Source organism: Nocardia thraciensis (genome assembly GCF_054782435.1).
In genome coordinates, this window is record NZ_BAAGSM010000007.1 from 99,292 (window position 1) to 117,103 (window position 17,812).

The 17,812-nt window shown below is 69.8% G+C and carries 17 protein-coding genes; 8 read left to right on the plus strand and 9 right to left on the minus strand.

The window, feature by feature from the left end:
* The first annotated feature begins 18 nt into the window (after positions 1-18).
* Both ACYVLQ_RS01260 and ACYVLQ_RS01265 read left to right on the plus strand, forming a co-directional pair.
* The gene (locus ACYVLQ_RS01260; RefSeq protein ID WP_460695471.1) at positions 19-666 is read left to right on the plus strand and encodes a TetR/AcrR family transcriptional regulator; all 648 of its coding nucleotides are present in this window, start codon (positions 19-21) and stop codon (positions 664-666) included.
* Positions 650-2,245 carry an MDR family MFS transporter gene (locus ACYVLQ_RS01265; RefSeq protein WP_460695472.1) on the plus strand — a complete coding sequence of 532 codons (1,596 nt, stop codon included), beginning with the start codon at positions 650-652 and terminating at the stop codon, positions 2,243-2,245. The genes ACYVLQ_RS01260 and ACYVLQ_RS01265 overlap by 17 nt, the downstream gene beginning before the upstream one ends.
* A gap of 67 nt (positions 2,246-2,312) precedes the next feature.
* On the opposite strand, the gene ACYVLQ_RS01270 is transcribed toward ACYVLQ_RS01265, so the two are convergent.
* Positions 2,313-3,074: a 3-hydroxyacyl-CoA dehydrogenase gene (locus ACYVLQ_RS01270; protein ID WP_460695473.1), complete on the minus strand. Its 762-nt coding sequence runs from the start codon at positions 3,072-3,074 to the stop codon at positions 2,313-2,315.
* 173 nt (positions 3,075-3,247) lie between these two features.
* Entirely contained in the window at positions 3,248-3,679 is a 432-nt protein-coding gene (locus ACYVLQ_RS01275; protein ID WP_460695474.1) for a type II toxin-antitoxin system Rv0910 family toxin, read from the minus strand.
* Between the two features lie 526 nt (positions 3,680-4,205).
* Between ACYVLQ_RS01275 and ACYVLQ_RS01280 the strand changes: the two genes are divergently transcribed.
* The 3 genes from ACYVLQ_RS01280 to ACYVLQ_RS01290 are packed head-to-tail and all read left to right on the plus strand — an operon-like array spanning position 4,206 to position 7,114.
* Positions 4,206-4,568, plus strand: coding sequence for a hypothetical protein (locus ACYVLQ_RS01280; protein WP_460695475.1), 363 nt, complete (start codon positions 4,206-4,208; stop codon positions 4,566-4,568).
* Positions 4,531-6,333, plus strand: a complete 1,803-nt coding sequence (locus ACYVLQ_RS01285; protein ID WP_460695476.1) for an ATP-binding cassette domain-containing protein — start codon at positions 4,531-4,533, stop codon at positions 6,331-6,333. Before ACYVLQ_RS01280 ends, ACYVLQ_RS01285 begins: the two co-directional genes overlap by 38 nt.
* A gap of 4 nt (positions 6,334-6,337) precedes the next feature.
* Positions 6,338-7,114, plus strand: a complete 777-nt coding sequence (locus ACYVLQ_RS01290) for an ABC transporter permease (RefSeq protein WP_460695477.1) — start codon at positions 6,338-6,340, stop codon at positions 7,112-7,114.
* An 8-nt stretch (positions 7,115-7,122) separates the two neighbouring features.
* On the opposite strand, the gene ACYVLQ_RS01295 is transcribed toward ACYVLQ_RS01290, so the two are convergent.
* The 3 genes from ACYVLQ_RS01295 to ACYVLQ_RS01305 form a co-directional block, all read right to left on the minus strand.
* Positions 7,123-8,019, minus strand: coding sequence for a hypothetical protein (locus ACYVLQ_RS01295; RefSeq protein WP_460695478.1), 897 nt, complete (start codon positions 8,017-8,019; stop codon positions 7,123-7,125).
* A 79-nt stretch (positions 8,020-8,098) separates the two neighbouring features.
* Positions 8,099-8,545 carry a large conductance mechanosensitive channel protein MscL gene (gene mscL, locus ACYVLQ_RS01300; protein ID WP_460695479.1) on the minus strand — a complete coding sequence of 149 codons (447 nt, stop codon included), beginning with the start codon at positions 8,543-8,545 and terminating at the stop codon, positions 8,099-8,101.
* 69 nt (positions 8,546-8,614) lie between these two features.
* Positions 8,615-10,549 carry an amino acid permease gene (locus tag ACYVLQ_RS01305; protein WP_460695480.1) on the minus strand — a complete coding sequence of 645 codons (1,935 nt, stop codon included), beginning with the start codon at positions 10,547-10,549 and terminating at the stop codon, positions 8,615-8,617.
* Between the two features lie 91 nt (positions 10,550-10,640).
* On the opposite strand from ACYVLQ_RS01305, the gene ACYVLQ_RS01310 reads away from it, so the two are divergent.
* Positions 10,641-11,366, plus strand: coding sequence for a helix-turn-helix domain-containing protein (locus tag ACYVLQ_RS01310; RefSeq protein WP_460695481.1), 726 nt, complete (start codon positions 10,641-10,643; stop codon positions 11,364-11,366).
* Here the strand turns inward: ACYVLQ_RS01310 and ACYVLQ_RS01315 are convergent.
* Positions 11,348-11,740, minus strand: coding sequence for a VOC family protein (locus ACYVLQ_RS01315; protein WP_460695482.1), 393 nt, complete (start codon positions 11,738-11,740; stop codon positions 11,348-11,350). The genes ACYVLQ_RS01310 and ACYVLQ_RS01315 overlap by 19 nt on opposite strands.
* Before the next feature lie 107 nt (positions 11,741-11,847).
* Between ACYVLQ_RS01315 and ACYVLQ_RS01320 the strand changes: the two genes are divergently transcribed.
* Entirely contained in the window at positions 11,848-12,855 is a 1,008-nt protein-coding gene (locus tag ACYVLQ_RS01320; protein WP_460695483.1) for an AraC family transcriptional regulator, read from the plus strand.
* A 4-nt stretch (positions 12,856-12,859) separates the two neighbouring features.
* Here the strand turns inward: ACYVLQ_RS01320 and ACYVLQ_RS01325 are convergent, their stop codons facing one another.
* The 3 genes from ACYVLQ_RS01325 to ACYVLQ_RS01335 all read right to left on the minus strand — a co-directional run bounded on the left by ACYVLQ_RS01325 (position 12,860) and on the right by ACYVLQ_RS01335 (position 16,883).
* Complete coding sequence (locus ACYVLQ_RS01325; protein ID WP_460695484.1) at positions 12,860-13,051, minus strand: hypothetical protein; 192 nt, start codon at positions 13,049-13,051, stop codon at positions 12,860-12,862.
* Positions 13,052-13,473: 422 nt separating this feature from the next.
* On the minus strand, positions 13,474-15,171 hold the full coding sequence (locus tag ACYVLQ_RS01330) for an AMP-binding protein (RefSeq protein WP_460695485.1): 1,698 nt from the start codon (positions 15,169-15,171) through the stop codon (positions 13,474-13,476).
* Between the two features lie 35 nt (positions 15,172-15,206).
* On the minus strand, positions 15,207-16,883 hold the full coding sequence (locus ACYVLQ_RS01335) for an AMP-binding protein (protein WP_460695603.1): 1,677 nt from the start codon (positions 16,881-16,883) through the stop codon (positions 15,207-15,209).
* A gap of 69 nt (positions 16,884-16,952) precedes the next feature.
* On the opposite strand from ACYVLQ_RS01335, the gene ACYVLQ_RS01340 reads away from it, so the two are divergent.
* Entirely contained in the window at positions 16,953-17,804 is an 852-nt protein-coding gene (locus ACYVLQ_RS01340; RefSeq protein WP_460695486.1) for a helix-turn-helix transcriptional regulator, read from the plus strand.
* Positions 17,805-17,812: the final 8 nt, after the last annotated feature.

Genomic DNA, 17,812 nt, shown 5'->3' on the forward strand with positions numbered 1-17,812 from the left:
TTGTGCTAAATTTTTGCCATGACCAAGGGGAGAGGCGCCTCGGAGCCGGGGCTGCGGGAGCAGAAGAAGCGGCGGACCCTGCTCGATCTCTGCATGGCGGCGCGGCGGCTCACCCTGGAGCGCGGGCTCGACGCCACCACCGCCGAGGATGTGGCGAAGGCGGTCGGGGTGTCGCCCCGCACCTTCTTCAACTACTACGAGACCAAGCTGGACGCGGTGGTCGGCCCGGTGGGGGAGATCGGCGACCCGGATTCGCGGGAGCGGTTCGTCGCGGGCGGCCCGACCGGCGTGCTGATCGACGATCTCACGTGGTTGTACGCCTCCGGTTACGAACCCGATGACGAAGTGCGGGAAAGCATTTCGCTCGTCGCCGAGATCATCAAGCAGGAGCCGCGGGTGCTCGCGGGCTTCGTCGCCGCGGGGGTGCGGCACGAGGCCGCCATCGGGGAACTGCTCTCTGCTCGGATGGGCACGGCCGCCTCGACCGAATTCTCCTCTCTCGCTGCGCATCTCATGGCGACGCTCACCACCCGCGCGGCGCTGTCGCTGGCCGACCACCCTGAACGCACGCTCGCCGACGCTCTGCACGATCAAACAGACCTTGCCGCTCGCCTTTTCCACGCGGGAGACAGCAGAAGGAGAAACCCCGATGACCACGACGGCTGAAGCGCCGCCACCTCCCATCGTCCTCACCCAGAAGCGGATCTGGCTCATCTTCTCCGCACTGATCGCGGGCATGTTCCTGGCCAGCCTGGATCAGACCATCGTGGGCACCGCCATGCCGACCATCGTCGGCCAGCTCGGCGGTGTGTCCGAAATGGCTTGGACCGTAACGGCATACCTGCTGGCCACCACCATCGTGATGCCGATCTACGGCAAATTCGGTGACCTGTTCGGGCGGCGCTGGCTGTTCCTGTTCGCGATCGGCGTGTTCACCGCCGCGTCGGTGGGAGCCGCGGTATCCACCGGGTTCTGGGAGTTCATCGTGTTCCGCGGGCTGCAGGGCGTCGGCGGCGGCGGCCTGATGATTCTCGCGCAGGCCATCATCGCCGACGTGGTCCCGGCGAAGGACCGCGGCAAGTTCATGGCCCCGATGGGCGCCGTCTTCGGCGTCACCTCCGTGGCCGGGCCGCTGCTCGGCGGCTTGTTCGCCGATCACCTCGGCTGGCGCTGGTGCTTTTGGATCAATGTCCCGATCGGGCTCGCGGCGATGGTGATCGCGTTCCGCTACTTGAACATTCCGAGTCACCGCCCGAAGACCCGGCCCGACTATCTCGGGGTCGTGCTGATGTCGGCGGCGACGGCGCTGCTCATCCTGATCACCGACTGGGGCGGCAAGCGCTACGACTGGGATTCGCCGACGATCCTGACCATGGCGGCGGCGCTGGCGCTGGTCGTGGCCGCGTTCGTCGCGGTGGAGGCGCGGGCGCAGGAGCCCATGCTGCCGCTGTGGCTGTTCCGCAACCGCAGCTTCGTGCTCACCTCGGCGATCGCGCTGGTGCTGGGCCTGGTCATGTTCGCGGCGCTCGCGTTCATCCCGACCTACCTGCAAATGGCCACGGGCACATCGGCTTCGGTGTCGGGCCTGCTGCTGATCCCCATGATGATCGGCATGATGGCCACCCTGATCACCTCGATGGCCGCGATCACCCGCACCGGCCGCTACCGGGTCTATCCGCCGCTGGGCGCGCTCGTCATGGCGGGCGGCATGCTGTGGATGACCACGCTGAACGCGCACACCTCGGTGTGGGTGGTGTCGGCCATGCTGATGGTGATCGGCGCCGGGCTCGGCCTGATCATGCAGATCATCGTGCTGGTGGTGCAGAATGCCGTGGCGCCCGACCAGATCGGCACCGCGACGAGCGCCAACAACTACTTCCGGGAGATGGGTGGTGCGATCGGCGTCGCGATCTTCGGCTCGATCTTCACCCACCGGCTCACCGACGGTCTGACCGACGTGTTCACCGAGCGCGGGCCCGAGGCGGTCCAGGCGGGTCTGCAGCCGGGCGCGCTGGTGCCGTCGGTGGTCGAGCACCTGCCCGACGGCCTGCACGACGCGATCGTCGGGGCGTACTCCGACGCGCTGGTGCCCGGGTTCTGGTACCTGATTCCCGGTGCGGTGCTGGCGTTCCTGCTCGCGCTGTTCATCCCGCACCTGACGCTCTCGGACGAGGCGGGCATGGTCGCCCGCGGCGAGGCGGTGCTGGAGGAGGACGGCCAGCAGGCACGGGCCGCCGAGCGCTGAGTCGCCGATCTCCGCGGTGCGCGAAGGCCCGGTCCGAACGGACCGGGCCTTCCTTCGTGTGACGCGCTCAGCGCGGGGCCATGCGGATGGCGCCGTCCAGGCGGATGGTTTCGCCGTTGAGCATGGGGTTCTCGACGATGTGGCGGGCCAGCGCGGCGTACTCGGTGGGATTGCCCAGCCGGGACGGGTGCGGGACCTGTGCGCCCAGGGAGTCGATGGCCTCCTCGGGGAGGGTGGCGAACAGCGGGGTGTGGAACAGGCCCGGAGCGATCGTGTTCACGCGGATCTTCAGGCCGGACAGATCGCGGGCGATCGGCAGCGTCATGCCGACGATGCCGCCCTTGGAGGCGGAGTAGGCGGCCTGGCCGATCTGGCCGTCGTAGGCGGCGACGGAGGCGGTGTTGATGATGACGCCGCGTTCCTCGCCGACCGGCTCGGTGGCCGAGATGCGTTCGGCGGCAAGGCGGATCACGTTGAACGTGCCGATCAGATTGACGTTCACCACCTTGGTGAAGTCGGCGAGCGGGAAGACTCCCTTCTTGCCCACGGTCTTGATCGCGTTGCCGATGCCCGCGCAGTTCACCGCGATCCGCAGGTCGCCCAGCGCCTGTGCGGCGTCGAGGGCGGCCGTGACCTGTTCCTCGTCGGTGACATCGGCGGGGGCGAACACCGCGCCCGCGCCCAATTCCTTGGCGACGGACTCGCCGTTGGAGGACGGCAGGTCGATGACGACGACCTTGGCGCCCTGCGCGTGCAGTTCCTGCGCGGTCGCCAGGCCCAGCCCGGAGGCGCCGCCGGTCACCACGGCCACGGTGTTGTCGATCTGCATGAGACCTTCCCTTCTGTCCTGCGGCTGTGCTGCCCGTGTTGGCGGCTGTGCTGTTCGCTGGAGTCGACGATCCGGAAAAACAAGAACATGTTACAGTTTTGCTCACGTCGGCGCCAACCCGCACGGCACAGCAAAGGGCGGCCCGGAGGACCGCCCCGCACTCGCACATCAGCTCAGGCGTACAGCTCCACGAATCGGTCCAGCGAACGGTCGATATCGCCCTTCAGCGCCCTGGCGACGCCGGAGCCGATCGGCCCGAACAGCGGCCGTCCGCCCAGCTCGATATCGACCGTGACCTGCGACCCGTCGCCCTTCGGCGCGATCAGCAGCTCGAGCCCGAATTTGGTGCCGCCCTTCCCGGAGCCGCTGAGCGCCAGGCGCTTCGGCGGCTCGGCGGCGCGCACGGTCCACCGCACGCGGTTGCGCAGGCCCTTCACCGAGGCGATGCCGACCAGCTCGGTACCGGCCGTCAGCTCTTCCGGAACGCTGCCGCGCCAGGCCTCGTGCATGAGTAGCCACCGGTGCAGTTCGCGCAGATCGGCCGCGTGCGACCAGGCCTCGTCGGGAGAGATGGGCACGTCGACCGATACCTTCAGTTTTGCCACGCGTGCATGCTAACGAGGAGCGCCGGATGCCGCCGATGTCGTCCCCGGGCGCGGCGGTGGCCGGTGCGATAGACAACAAGGGGCTACCGAATCGGCGCGGGCGGAATATCCTCGTCTGTAACTGGTCGAAGGTTCTCTCGAGGTCGCCGTGGCGTATACCGATCCGCTCTCCACGCAGCGCGCGCAGATCTCGGGTTGGGAGACCTGCTCGAGGAACACTGCGACGAGGCCGAACGGTACGTGCTCACCTCGCTGATCAACGACATCGACGGCCACGCGGAGGATCTGGTGGTGGTGATCGACGACTGGCATCGCGTCACCGATCCGGACACCACCCGCGCGCTGCGCTTTCTCGTCGAAAACTGCAGCCCCGCACTGCATCTCGTGGTGACCAGCCGACACCGCACCGGCTTGCCGATGAGTTCCATGCGCGCCCGCGACGAACTCGTCGAAATCGACACCGCCGCCCTGCGTTTCGGGATCGACGAGGCCCAGACCTTCCTGGTCGACCTGGCCGGGCTGGACCTTGGACCGCGGCGATGTCGAGGATCTCACCGAGTCGACCGAGGGGTGGGTCGCGGCGCTGCAGCTGGCCGCGCTGTCGTTGCGCGGCAGCGACGACCCCGGCGCGCTGGTCGGCCACCTGACCGACCGCCATCACGCCATCAGCGAATTCCTCGCCGAGAATGTCCTGGACACACTGGAACCCGGGACGCTGGGGTTCGTGGTGGCGACCTCGATCACCGAGCGCACCTGCGGCGAGCTGGCGACCGCGTTGACCGGGGTGGCCGACGGGCAGGCGCTGCTGGAGCAGATCGAACAGCAGGATCTGGTTCGCCGAGCATCGGTACGTGAGCGAGGCGGTGGATCACGCACTGCTGGCCGGTGACGAGCAGCGGGCCGTGGAGATCGTGGAGCAGGACGGGATGACGCTGCTCGAGTACGGCCAGATGGCCAGCCTCATCGGCCTGGTCGGCAAGCTTCCGGCCGCGACCATCGAGACGCATCCGCGGCTGCGGTTGGATCTGGCCTGGGCCAATATCCTGCTGCACCGCGCCGACCCGGCCGAGCGGGCGTTGCGACTGGCCGAGGAGCATCTCGACCGCGGCGGGCTCGACGAGACGAGGACCGCGAACCTGCGCGCCGAGGCGGGCGTGGTGCACGCGGTAGTGACGGTGCGGGCCGACGTGCTGGGCGGGGTCGAGGACATGCTGGCGCCGTGCTTCCGCCGCGCCGACCAGCTGCCGCCATACGTGGTCGCGATCGCCGCGAACGTGGCGACCTTCGCCGCCGGATATCGGTGCGACTTCGAGGAGGCCGTGCGCATCCAGGAGTGGTCGGCGCCGTACATGAGGCGAAACAAGGGGAGTTACAACAACATTCACGGTCGGTGCTTCCTCGGGCTGGCGGCCGGTCTGCGCCTGGACATCGGGCGGGCCGAACAGCATTTCCGCGCGGCCCTGAAGGCCGCGAAGCAGACCGGCGGTACGCACTCCTACGGGGCGCGGCTGGCGGGATCGCTGCTGGGCGAACTGCTCTACGAGCGCGACCAACTCGCCGAGGGCTACAAGCTACGTGGTGGGGGCGCGGATCAAGGCGCTGCGCGGCGACCGCGCCGCCGCGATCCGGCGGCTCAACGAGGGGGCCCGCGTCGCGCGCTCGATGGCGTTGCCGCGCCTGGGCGCCGAGGTGGAGAACGAACGGCTCCGCCTCGGGCTGCCGCCGCATCCGGAGTTCGGCCGATTGCCGGTGGTGGATTACGCGCACCGTCGGACGCCGGTCGACGCGCCCCGCTGGCCGGACGTGCCCGCCGGGTTCCTCACCGGCCTGGTCGAAGCCGAAGCGGCACAGACGATCTGAGCGCTCGCTCGGCCACGGCGGCGGCGTGCCTGTGCGCTTGCGCTGCGATATCGGGGGAGGTGCGGCATGGTGGGGCCGTGCAGAGCATCGTCCTGGAGCAAATCGGCGTGTCGCGTGGCGGGCGCACGATTTTCGCCGATATCGATCTGACGATCTCGAGCGGCGGCTGCACGGCGGTGGTCGGACCGAGCGGGGTCGGGAAGACCACGCTGTTGCGGCTGTTCAACCGGCTCGCCGAACCCTCATCCGGTCGAATACTCCTCGACGGCGTGCCCGTCGCGGAACTCGACGTGCTCGCGCTGCGGCGGCGGATAGGTCTGGTGGCGCAGCATCCGGTGCTGCTGACCGAGGTCGTCGCCGACGAGGTGCGGGTGGGGCGGCCCGCCCTGTGGGACGAGCAGGCGGGCGCGCTGCTGCGCCGCGTCGGCCTGCCGGAGACCTTCGTGCATCGGCGGTGCGAGGAGCTGTCCGGCGGTGAGGCGCAACGGGTTTGCCTGGCGCGCGCCCTGGCCGTCGCCCCCGAGGTGCTGCTGCTCGACGAGCCGACCTCCGCCCTGGACGAGGCCGCGGCCGCGGTGATCGGCGATGTGGTCCGGGCGCACTGCCGGACGGGCGGCAGCGCCGTCCTCGTCAGTCACGACAGCGATTTCACCGGCGCCGTGGCCGATGACATCCTGCTGCTCGAGGACGGGCGACTGGCGCCGCTGGGCGGCGGCCCGAGCCCAGGCGGGCAGGCTCCTTGGTGGCGGGACGGACCGGCTTCTTTGACTCGATACGGCTCGACGAACGGATAGCGCAGTGACAGAGGGTCTTTCGGTACCGGACTGGCCGGGTGTGGCGGTGTCGTTGCTGCTGGTCGGGGTGGCGGCGCTCATCGCCTACCGACAGCGACTGCAGCTCACCGGCCAACTGCTGATCGCCGCCGCGCGGGCGGGGGTGCAGCTGATCGCCGTGGGCGCCGTGCTGCTGATCCTGTTCCGGCACACCGGGTTGCCCGGTGCGCTGGGCTGGGTGGTGCTGATGGTGATCATCGCCGGACAGGTCGCCGGTCGGCGCGGAGCGGGTGTGCCGCATGCGATTCGGGCCGCCACCCTCGGTGTCGCCTTCGGCACGGTGATCACGCTGGGCGCGCTGCTCCTGCTCGGCGTGATCTCGACCGAGGCCCGCGTGGTGGTGCCGGTGGGCGGCATGATCGTCTCGGGCGCGATGCAGGCCACCGGTATCGCGCTGCGCCGCCTGCACGAGGACGGTCGCGCGTCCCGGGCCGCCGTCGAGGCGCGGCTGTGTCTCGGACTGCCCGCGCACCAGGCATTTCTGCCGTACCGGCGTTCGGCGCTGCGCACCGCCCTGCTCCCGGGCATCGACGCCACCAAGGTGGTGGGCCTGATCAGCCTGCCCGGCGCGATGACCGGGCTCATCCTCGCGGGAGTCGAGCCGCTGACCGCCATTCGCTACCAGATCGTCGTCATGTACATGCTGCTCGCCGCCGCGGCCCTGGCCGCGCTGGCCACCGCGCGCATCGCCGAACGCGGACTGTTCGACGACGCCGAGCGCCTGATCCCGCTGGCTGGGTGATCGCTCGCTCAGCGTGGCGGCGCGGTCGTCGCCGCCAGCTGCTCGCCGGTCTCCACGCGCGGCCCCCAGAAGTTCAGGTGGTTGGCCGAGTGCCGCAATGCCGTTGTGCCCGGCAGGATCTCGCGCACGGCGTACTTGTCGTGCGGGTACTGCTGGAGAAAAGCCGCCAGCGTCGCCCCGGTGATGCCCGCCTTGCCCACCACCAGCGCCGGATGCTCGCCGAGCTCGGCGATGACGTCGCGCAGCCGTCCGCGCAGCAGGCTGTCGGTGCAGCCCGCGATCATCGCGAACGGATCCACCAGCGACAGCTCGACGGCTAGCTCGTAGGCCAGCGGCAGGTAGGTGTCGACGAGGTCGGCGTCGCCGTACAGGTCGCCGGGCAGGCAGTAGTCGAACCAGTCGATGCTGCCGGTGTCGGTGATCGGATCACCCGAGATCCCTTGGCCCGCCAGCTGGTTGCCGAGCGGGAAGGTATGCCCGGGCGCCCGGTGCGGTGAGGCGAAGGTGTGCAGCCAGTGACAGTCCGGCATGCGGTTGCGCAGCGACCCCGACACCAGCTCGCGCCCGACCAGCGACGCCATCGCGGCACCCTGACCGTAGCCGAGAATGCCGAAGCCTCCGGGGTGTTCGCGGATCAGCCGGAGCAGTTCGGCCACGCCCATCTCGCGGACCTCCCGGTGCGAGGGCCGGCCGAGCGCCTCGAGCAGCCCGTCGCCGCCGCCGGATACCGGTCCGGCGCTGCTCGGATAGTTGAGGTAGACGACGTCGAACACGCGGCGGTCGAGCAGATCGGTGACACCGGTGAGCATGCCGATCTCGGTGCGCGGTTCGATCCGCCCGAATTCCTCGGCCGCCGTGACGGCCTCCCAGGTGCCCGGAATGCAGAAGAGTTTGTGCTGTGCCACCTTTCGAGGGTGCGCCGCGGGCAGCGCCGCGACGCGAGTAGCGCGGTACTCGAATCCCGCGAGCCTTGCCCGACGGCGTTCAGTCCATGACCGTCTTCATCGTCGCGGCGAGTTTCGTGGTGTCCTTCGCGGCGGACGTGCCGTCCGCGGCCTGGGCCGCCAGCAGGTCGCGGATCTCGGTCAGCAGCTCGGTCTGGGTGGGCTCGGCCTTCTTCTGGCCGCCGAAGCGCTTCTGCAGATGCTTCATCGGCACGATGAGTACGAAGTACAGCACCGCCGCCACCATGACGAAATTGATGGCGGCGCTGATGATCGGGCCCAGCGCGATGAAGGTGGCGGGTTTGCCGGGGACGAGTTGGACGCCCAGTCCCAGCTGCCCGTTGTCGCCGAGCACCGCGAGCAGCGGTTCCAGAATTCCCTTGGTGACCGAGGTGACCACGGCGGTGAACGCCGTGCCCATCACGACCGCGACAGCCAGATCGATCACGTTCCCGCGCATCAGGAAGTCTTTGAAACCCTTGAGCATGGCGCCCCGCCACTCCAATCTGAACAGATGATGTTTATCTTCGCGGGAGTCTAACGACGTCGCGCGCGGTCAGTCGAGATGCAGGGTGATCGTCGCCGCGATCGCGTCGGTGTGCCGGTCGAGCGCCTCGGCGATGATCGGGGCGCGCTGGTTGTGCAGGATGCGGTAGCGGCGGCGCCGCGGTTCCAGCCGCGGCAGCAGCACCAGCACCTGGCGCTCGGTCGAGGTGAGGGCGCGGGCGTACTCGACGATCGGTTCGACCATCCCGCAGTGTGGGCTCGGCAGCACGCGCAGCCCGAGGCCCGGGTCCCAGTCCTCCCAGTGTTCGACCAGTCGCCGCGTGGTCTCCGGATCGATGTCCACCGCGATCGGATGCACCTGCTCGCCCAGGCTGAGCGCGGCGTCCAGCGCCCGCCGGGTGAGATCGCTGACCGCCACCACCGGCACCACGACCACCGTGTGCTTCGTCGGATCGCGCCGGGGCGCCGGGATCCTCGTTCCCATGCGGAGTTCGGCGGCGACCTGCCGGTAGTAGTGCTCGGTGCGGTCGAACAGCAGCATCAGGCCCGGCACCAGGAACAGCAGCAGCCACGCGCCCTCGGCGAACCGGTCGAACAGGAACACCACGGCCGCCGCCGCGGTGAGCAGCGCGCCGAACCCGTTGAGCCACAGCTTCGCCCGCCACCACGGGCCGTGGCTGTCGCGCCAGTGCCGGACCAGGCCCACCTGACTGATCGTGAACCCGATGAACACGCCGATGGCGTACAGCGGCAGCAGGCGGTCGACGCGCGCGTCGACGAGCAGCAGCACCAGGGCCGCCAGTACGCCGAGGGTCGCCACGCCGAACCGGTACACCGGACGCTCGGCGCGCAGCGCGAACAGATGCGGCATCCGATGGTCGTGGGCGAGGCGGCTCAGCAGCACCGGCAATCCGCCGAAACTGGTATTGGCCGCCAGTCCCAGCGCACCCGCGATCGCGAGGTTGGCGACGTAGAACAGCAGCCCGGTGCCGAAGGCGGCCGCCGCCAGTTGCGCCAGCAGCGTGACCCCCTCGCGCGGCACCACCCGATGGGTGGCCACAACCGCGGCGATCCCCAGCAGCATCGCGCCGAGCAGCAGGCCCAGCGCCATCTCGGTGTGCTGTGCCCGTCGCGCCGCGGGCGTGCGGAACTCGGGGACGCCGTTCGCGGTGGCCTCCACGCCGGTCAGCGACGAACCACCCGCCGCGAACGCCTTCAGCAGGAGCAGCGGACCGATCACCCCGGGCAGTTCGTGAAAGATGAGCGAGGCGCCGATCGTGGCGACCGGCTCGTCGCGCAGCAGTCCGACCACGATGATCGCGCCGATGACCACGAGAAACAGCGCGGCCGGTCCCAGCAGCGCCTTGGCCGATTCGGCGATACCGGCCAGGTTCAACGCCGTGAGCACCGCCAGCGCGAGCAGCGCCGTCACCAGCAGGTGCTCGGCGATCAGCGGGAACATACTGCCCAGCGCGGCCGCGCCCGCCGCGAGGCTGACCGCCACCGTCAACACGTAGTCGACCACCAGCGCGGCCGCCGCCAGCAGGCTCGCGGCCCGACCCAGCTCGCGCCGCGCCACCGCGTAGCTGCCGCCGCCATCCGGGAAAACCGCGATGACCTGCCGATACGAGGTCACCAGCACCAGCAGCAGCACGGTCAGCGCGATCGCCACCGGCACCGTGTAGCCGACCGCGTCCGCACTCGCGGTGACCAGTACGGCGACGATCGCCTCCGGACCGTAGGCGACGCTCGACAGCGCATCCAGCGACAGTGCGGCGAGGCCGCCGACCGCCGTGAGCCGGTAGGCGTCGCCGCGGTGGTGGCGGCGCAGGCGGGGATCGCGGATGACGCCGCTGGGCGGGGCGTGCACCCGTCCTCGCGGGCGGGAGAATCGCCCGATCATGAGGCGGCCAGCACGGGGCATCCTCCCTTCGGCGGCATCCTCGACCGGCAGTACGGGCAGCGTGGACGGGCGGCGGCGCATCGGCGCGAACCGCTCGGTGCGGGTTCAGACTACGGGTGCCCGGGTCCGCGCCCGGGGCTTCCTGTCGGCGTGGCGCGCTAGTCTCGGGTGCGTGGAGTCACTGGGCCCGCGCGGATACCGGGAGCGGCCGTCGGCGGTCGTCGATGGCGCCGTGGTGTGGTCGCGGACCATCGGGTCCGCCGACGTGGCTCCCGTATTGCCGGATGGATGCATGGATGTGCTGTGGACCGGGGAGCGGCTGTTCGTGGCCGGCCCGGATACGCGCGGCTATATCCCCGCGGCCGCCCTCGGCGCCCAAGTGTCCGGCATCCGATTCTTCCCGGGCACCGCACCGGCGCTGCTGGGCGTCCCGGCGCACGAGCTGCTCGACAGCCGCCCGGCCCTGGCCGATCTGTGGTCCGCGCCGCGCGTGCGGGCGCTGGCCGCGGCGGTGGCGTCCGCGCCCGATCCCATGACCGGCCTGGACGAGTTGGCCCGCCGCATCGTCGCCGACCGCGCGCCCGCCGACCCGCTGCTGCGTCGCCTCGTCGACCGTTTCGACGCGGGCGCCTCGGTCGCGGCCACCGCCGACGAGTTCGGCCTCGGCGCCCGGCGGCTGCACCGACTGTCGCTGTCGGCGTTCGGGTACGGGCCCAAGATGCTGGCGCGGGTGCTGCGCATGCAGCGGGCGTTGGCCCTGGCGCGCGCCGGAATCCCGTTCGCGGACACCGCCTTCCGAGCCGGATACGCCGACCAGGCGCATCTGGCCCGCGACATCCGCGAGCTGGCCGGGCGGCCGCTGGGGCAGTTGGTGGCCGGTCAGTCCAGCGGCGCGTAGAGGTCGACGCCGTTGCCGTCCGGATCCTGCACCGAGGCGTAGCGCTGGCCCCAGAACGCGTCGAACGGCTTCAGCTCACCGTGATATCCGGCGCCGACGAGGTCGTCGAACATCGAATCCACCTCCGCCGGTGATTCGCAGCGGAACGCCAGGCCGATCCGCCCGGTCTCGCCGTTCAGTTGCTTGGGGAAATCCGGGTGGAACGAGTGGATATTGGCCTCGGAGTCGAGCGCCAGCCGGAACCCGCCGGGAAGTTCGGCCTCCACGTGGCCACCGAAATCCTCGCCGAACTCCAGGCCGAGTCGGCGGTAGAAGGCGAGGGCGGCCGCCATATCGGAGACGACCACACCGATTACATCCAGTCGAACAGTCATGTCCCGAACATTAGGCCGCGGTCCGCGGCGCGGTCTTGAACGAATCGGACACTGTACCGTCGAACGGAAGATTCGCGTGCTAGGGGAGCCGTCGGGCAGGAGGGGCGTTGGGGACCGATCAGACATTGCTGCACCGCTTCGTGCTGTCGCAGTTCACCGCGGCGGGGCTCGACCGCGACCAGGTGTTGCGCGAGTGCGGCGTCCCGGAGTGGACGCTGACCGGTGAGGGTGTGCATGTGCCCAGTGCGACGTTCTCCCGATTATGGGAGGTCGGTGAGCGATTACTCGATGACCCCGATATCGCCCTGCGCGTCGCGAGCCGGTACCAGCTCACCGCGACGCGGCTCTACGATTACCTGTTCACCAGCGCGCCCACCGTCGGCGCCGGATTCGCGACCTGCGGCCCGTACGTCACTGCCGTCACCACCAACCACCGCTTCGACCTGGTGGCCGAGAACGACGGGGAGACCACGCTCTACCTCGACATGATCGACGGCGAGGGCCGCGGCCGCGACCTCACTCAGGTCTGGGGCTTGGTGGCCGTGCTGACCCGGGCCCGCCACGTCGTCGAGGCTCCGCTGCATCCGATCCGGGTGTCGCTGCGGCAGCGGGCGCCGCGCAACCGCGGCACCTTCGTCGAGGTATTCGGTACCGAGACCATCGAATTCGACGCCCCGGTGGACGCCATCACGTTCCGGGCGGTCGATATGGAACTGCCGCTGACCACCGCCGATCCCGTGCTGGCCGATGTGCTGCAACCGCTGGCCGCGGCGCTGCCCCCGCCCCCGCCGCTGGCGACGGCGTGGCCCGAGCGGGTCGCCGCCGCGCTGGCCGAGGCGTTCGAACAGGGCACGGTCTCGTTGGAGCGGGTGTCGCGGCGGCTGGCGACCAGCCCGCGCACGCTGCAGCGCCGACTGGCCGAGGCGGGGACCACCTGGCGGCGGGAACTGGATCGCGCCAGGCTGGTCCGCGCGACGGCGGCGGGGCCGGTGAGCCGCGAGCGGCAGGCAGAACTGCTCGGCTACTCCGACGCGGGGTCCATGCGGCGGGCGGCGCGTCGGTGGTCGGTGGTCGCGCATGCCCGCCTCGGCGACGAAGTGGACCGCCGCGTCTAGGACGTCAGACCTTCAGATTGCTGGCGGCGATATTCCAGAACGTGCCGCGGTCGAGCGACTGCAGGTCCCAGCTCTCGGCGATGGCGTGCGAGGCCGTCACGATGGCCGCGACATCGAAGTCCTCGCGCGTGGCGGTGCCCTTGGCTTCGAGCTCTGCGATCACGTACTCGGTCGCGGATTCGAAGGTGTTCAACACGGCGTTCTCCAATCGGTCGCAGGTACACATACGGTCGATCACGGATCGTGTTGCCGCGCAGTGGCTTGCGCGGCAGACACCGAACCGACACCGCGCGGGCGGTCCCCGTCGTCCCGGGTTCGTCGTCCCGGTTCGGCGTAAGGCCCGGTGCCCGAATGCGCCGGGCCGAGACCTCGGGGACGGCGAACGCCGTCCGGGAGGGCGGATCGCGTCCGAGGGAGGGGAGGAGCGATCCGTGGACGACAGGCACCGGTGCCGCGCGGCGGGCACGGTGCCAGTCTTGCGCCCTGTCACGGAGTGGACCAGCGCCGAACACGCCACACTCGGGCAAACGTGCCAATTTCGTCTCGGCGTGGCGGCCGCACACTCGGCGGCGCGCCTTCCCGGCGACGAGCGAATATGACGCAACGTGAGTCCACCCACTATCCGGAGGCCAGCGGTAGCAGGTCCTCGTAGCGGTACTCGGTATCGATCGGGGTACCGGCCGCCTGCTCCTCGCGCTGCCGCAACTCGACCCGGCGGATCTTGCCGGAGATGGTCTTGGGCAGCTCGGCGAACTCGATCCGGCGAATCCGCAGGTACGGAGCCAGGTGGTCGCGGGCGTATTCGAGGATGGCGCGGGCGGTCTCGGGGCCGGGCTCCCAACCCGCCGCCAGCGCGACATACGCCTTCGGGACCGCCAGGCGGGTGTCGTCGGGTTGCGGCACGACCGCGGCCTCCACCACGGCCGGATGCTCGATGAGCACGCTTTCCAGCTCGAACGGCGACACCTTGTAGTCGGAGGATTTGAATACGTCGTCGGTACGCCCGATATAGGTGATGTAGCCGTCGCCGTCGCGGGCGGCGACGTCGCCGGTGTGGTAGTAGCCACCCGCCAGGACCGCCGAATTCCGTTCCGGGTCTTGCAGATACCCGGTCATGAGATTCACCGGTTCCGCGCTCAGGTCCAGGCAGATCTCGCCCTCGTCGCCCGGTCGGCCGGTAACCGGATCGACCAGCACCACCGGCACGCCGGGGGCGGCACGGCCCATCGAACCGGGTTTGACCGGTTGGCCGGGGGTGTTGCCCACCTGCAGGGTGGTCTCGGTCTGGCCGAAACCGTCCCGGATGGTGAGCCCCCAGGCCTTGTCGACCCGCGCGATGACATCCGGGTTGAGCGGCTCACCGGCGCCGAGGATCTCGCGCAGGCCGTCCGGCCGCGTACCCAGATCGGATTGGATCAGCATGCGCCACACCGTCGGCGGCGCGCAGAACGTGTTCACCTGGGCCCGGCGCAGCTGGCCGAGCAGGGCGGCGGCGTCGAATCGGCCGTAGTTGTAGACGAAGATGGTCGCCTCGGCGATCCAGGGTGCGAAGAAACAGCTCCACGCGTGCTTGGCCCAGCCGGGCGCGCTGATGGCCAGGTGCACGTCGCCGGGGCGGACGCCGATCCAGTACATGGTGCTGAGGTGGCCGACCGGATAGCTGACCTGGTTGTGCCGCACCATCTTCGGCCTGCTGGTGGTGCCGGAGGTGAAGTAGACCAGGAGTTCGTCGGTGATATCGGTGGCGGTCTCGAACGGGCCCGCGGACGACACCGCATCGGCCTCTGCGTAATCTCGCCAACCGGGCACCGGCGCACCCACGACGATGCCGGTGTAGTCGCCCGCCACCTGCTCGAACTTGGCGGCGTCGGCGGCATTGGCGATGACGAAACGCACGGCGCCGCGGGCGATCCGGTCGCTCAGGTCGGCCGGGCCGAGCGCCGCCGTGGTCGGCATCACGACCGCGCCGAGCTTGGCGATCGCCAGCATCGACTCCCACAGCTGCACCTGGTTGCCGAGCATCACGATCACCCGATCGCCGTGGCGCACACCGAGTCCGGCGAGCCAGGTCGCGACCCGATCGGATCGCTCGGCCATCTCGGCGAAGCTCACCCGCTGCTCGCGGCCGTCCTCCTCGACGATCCACAGGGCGGTGCGGTCGTTGCCGCGGGCGATCACATCGAACCAGTCGACAGCCCAGTTGAACCGGCCCTCGAGCTGCGGCCAGGTGAAGAGCTGTACGGCGGACGTGTAATCCGTTGCCAGAGTGTTGAGCTGGTCGCGCGCCGCTCGGTATCGCTCGGTGTTCGAGGTCATGCGCAATCTCCTGTCATCCGACATCCGGCCATCTGTCAGTCCGGCATGCGGCCATCTGTCAGTCCGGCATGCTCTTGGCCGGAACCTCCTCCGAAGAGCCGCGCGGACACCTCGCGCATCTCGACCTTGCGGACCTTGCCGGTCACCGTCATCGGGAACTCCTCGACGATGTGCACATAGCGGGGGATTTTGAAATGCGCGAGCTTGCCGGTGCAGAACTCCCGCAGCGCCGCGGCGTCGACCGGCGGTGCGCCCTCGCGCATCCGGACCCACGCCACCAGCTCCTCGCCGTATTTCGGATCGGGTACGCCGACCACCTGCGCGTCGAGGATGTCTGGGTGGGTGTAGAGGAACTCCTCGATCTCGCGCGGATAGATGTTCTCACCGCCGCGAATCACCATGTCCTTGATCCGCCCGGTGATCGCGAGATAACCGTCGTCGTCCATGGTGGCCAGGTCGCCGGTATGCATCCACCGGCCGGAATCTATTGCCGCGATCGTCTTCTCGGGCTCGTCCCAGTAGCCCAGCATCACCGAGTAACCGCGCGTGCACAGTTCGCCGGGCTCGCCGCGCGGCACGGTCAGTCCGGTGACCGGATCGACGATCTTCACCTCCAGATGCGGCCCCACCCGGCCGACGGTCGCGGTGCGCTGGGTGAGGGTGTCGTCGCGGCGGGTCTGGGTGGACACCGGCGAGGTTTCGGTCATGCCGTAGCAGATGCAGACCTCGCGCATGCCCATGCGCTCGATGACCTGCTTCATCACCTCGACCGGACACGGCGATCCGGCCATGATCCCGGTGCGCAGCGTGGATAGGTCGTGGGAAACGAAATCCGGTTCGGCCAGCTCGGCGATGAACATGGTCGGCACCCCGTACAACGACGTACAGCCCTCGGCGGCGACGGTTTCCAGGGTGGCGCGCGGGTCGAAGGCGGGCGCCGGGATCACCATGGCCGCGCCGTGGCTGGTGGCGGCGAGATTGCCCATCACCATGCCGAAGCAGTGGTAGAAGGGCACCGGCAGACAGATCAGGTCGGTCTCGGTATAGCCGCACAGTTCGCCGACGAAGTAGCCGTTGTTCAGGATGTTGTGGTGCGACAGCGTCGCGCCCTTGGGGAATCCCGTTGTGCCCGAGGTGTATTGGATGTTGATCGGATCATCGGGGGACAGCGCGGCCTGCGCCGCGGTCACCGCCGCCGGATCGCCCGCGCGGCCGGAGTCCAGCAGCGCGGCCCACTCGTCACCGTCGAGCAGCACCACGCGGGTCAGGTCCGGGCACTCGGGCCGCACCTCGTCGATCATCGCCGCGTAGTCCGAGCCCTTGAACTCCCGCGCCGCGACGAGCAGCCGAATCCCGGCCTGCCCCAGCACATATCGCAGCTCGTACGCGCGATAGGCGGGATTGATGTTCACCAGGATCGCGCCGATCTTCGCGGTCGCGTACTGCACGAGCGTCCACTCCGCGCGATTGGGCGCCCAGATGCCGACCCGGTCGCCCTTGGCGATCCCGGCGGCGAGCAGCCCGAGCGCGACCGCGGTCACCTCGACGGCGAACTCGCGGTAGGTCCACCGCACCCCGGCGGCGCGGTCCACGAGCGCGAGGCGATCGCCGTGCGCGGCGACCGTGCGATCGAGGTTGGCGCCGATCGTGTCGCCGAGCAGCGTCGTGTCCCACGCCCCGTGCGAATAGGCGGCCGGTCGGATCCGGCCCATCTGCGAACTCACACCGATTAGGATCCAGGTCACATTCCCCCGCCCGCCACCCCCGGAAGGGGTACCGAAATGGATCTTCTGCGTCCCCGCGACGCCGATGCGCTGCGCGCCGAGATGCGTCAGGTGGCGGCCGTATCCGGAATGCCGGTGGTCTTCGGCGGCCAGGTCCACGCGGAGACGTTGATCCTGAGCGAATTCCTCGGAACCCGCACCAGCGCCATGCGGGGGCTGGCGGTGTCGCCGTCGTCCGGCGTCGGGGGCGCCGCGGTGGCGAGCAAGCGGCCCACGTCGGTCGCCGACTACCGCGTGGCCTCGACGATCACCCACCACTACGACGCGCCGGTGCTGATGGAGGGGTTGCGGGCCGTCGTCGGAGTGCCGGTCGTGGTGCGCGGCGAATCGCGCGCGGTGCTGTACATCGCGAGCCGCGATGCCGGGCCGATCGGCGACCGGGCCGCGGATCTGGCGGTGCAGGCCGGTCGGCGGCTGGCCGTCGAGCTGGCCATTCGCGACGAGGTGGACCGCCGCCTGCGCCTGCACGAGGCCGCGTTGTCGGCGCCGACGAGCCCCGTGGATGCCGTTGTCGCCGAACAGCTTCGGGATATTCACGCCGAGGTCCGGGGCATCGCGCAGATGGTCTCGGACGCGGCGGCCCGGGGTCGGCTGCGGGACCTGTCCGAACGTCTGGCCCGCCTCATGTCCGATCCCGAGATCTCCGACGCCGCACCGATATTGGCCCCCCGCGAACTGGACGTCCTCGCCCACGTAGCGCTCGGCTGCACCAATGCCGAAGCCGCACAGCGTCTTTCGCTGCGCCCGGAAACAGTCAAGAGCTATCTCCGCAGCGCGATGACGAAGCTGGGCGCGCACACCCGCCACGAGGCCGTCGTCCGCGCACGGAGGTCGGGTCTGCTGCCGTAGCGTCCCCG

Excerpts from the sequence above, each read along its gene's own strand:
- ACYVLQ_RS01270 (WP_460695473.1), bottom strand. The coding sequence starts at position 3,074 with ATGCAGATCGACAACACCGTGGCCGTGGTGACCGGCGGCGCCTCCGGG.
- ACYVLQ_RS01340 (WP_460695486.1), top strand. The coding sequence starts at position 16,953 with ATGGATCTTCTGCGTCCCCGCGACGCCGATGCGCTGCGCGCCGAGATG.
- mscL (WP_460695479.1), bottom strand. The coding sequence starts at position 8,545 with ATGCTCAAGGGTTTCAAAGACTTCCTGATGCGCGGGAACGTGATCGAT.
- ACYVLQ_RS01335 (WP_460695603.1), bottom strand. The coding sequence starts at position 16,883 with ATGGGCCGGATCCGACCGGCCGCCTATTCGCACGGGGCGTGGGACACG.
- ACYVLQ_RS01330 (WP_460695485.1), bottom strand. The coding sequence starts at position 15,171 with ATGACCTCGAACACCGAGCGATACCGAGCGGCGCGCGACCAGCTCAAC.
- ACYVLQ_RS01305 (WP_460695480.1), bottom strand. The coding sequence starts at position 10,549 with ATGCGCCGCCGCCCGTCCACGCTGCCCGTACTGCCGGTCGAGGATGCC.
- ACYVLQ_RS01315 (WP_460695482.1), bottom strand. The coding sequence starts at position 11,740 with ATGACTGTTCGACTGGATGTAATCGGTGTGGTCGTCTCCGATATGGCG.
- ACYVLQ_RS01265 (WP_460695472.1), top strand. The coding sequence starts at position 650 with ATGACCACGACGGCTGAAGCGCCGCCACCTCCCATCGTCCTCACCCAG.
- ACYVLQ_RS01260 (WP_460695471.1), top strand. The coding sequence starts at position 19 with ATGACCAAGGGGAGAGGCGCCTCGGAGCCGGGGCTGCGGGAGCAGAAG.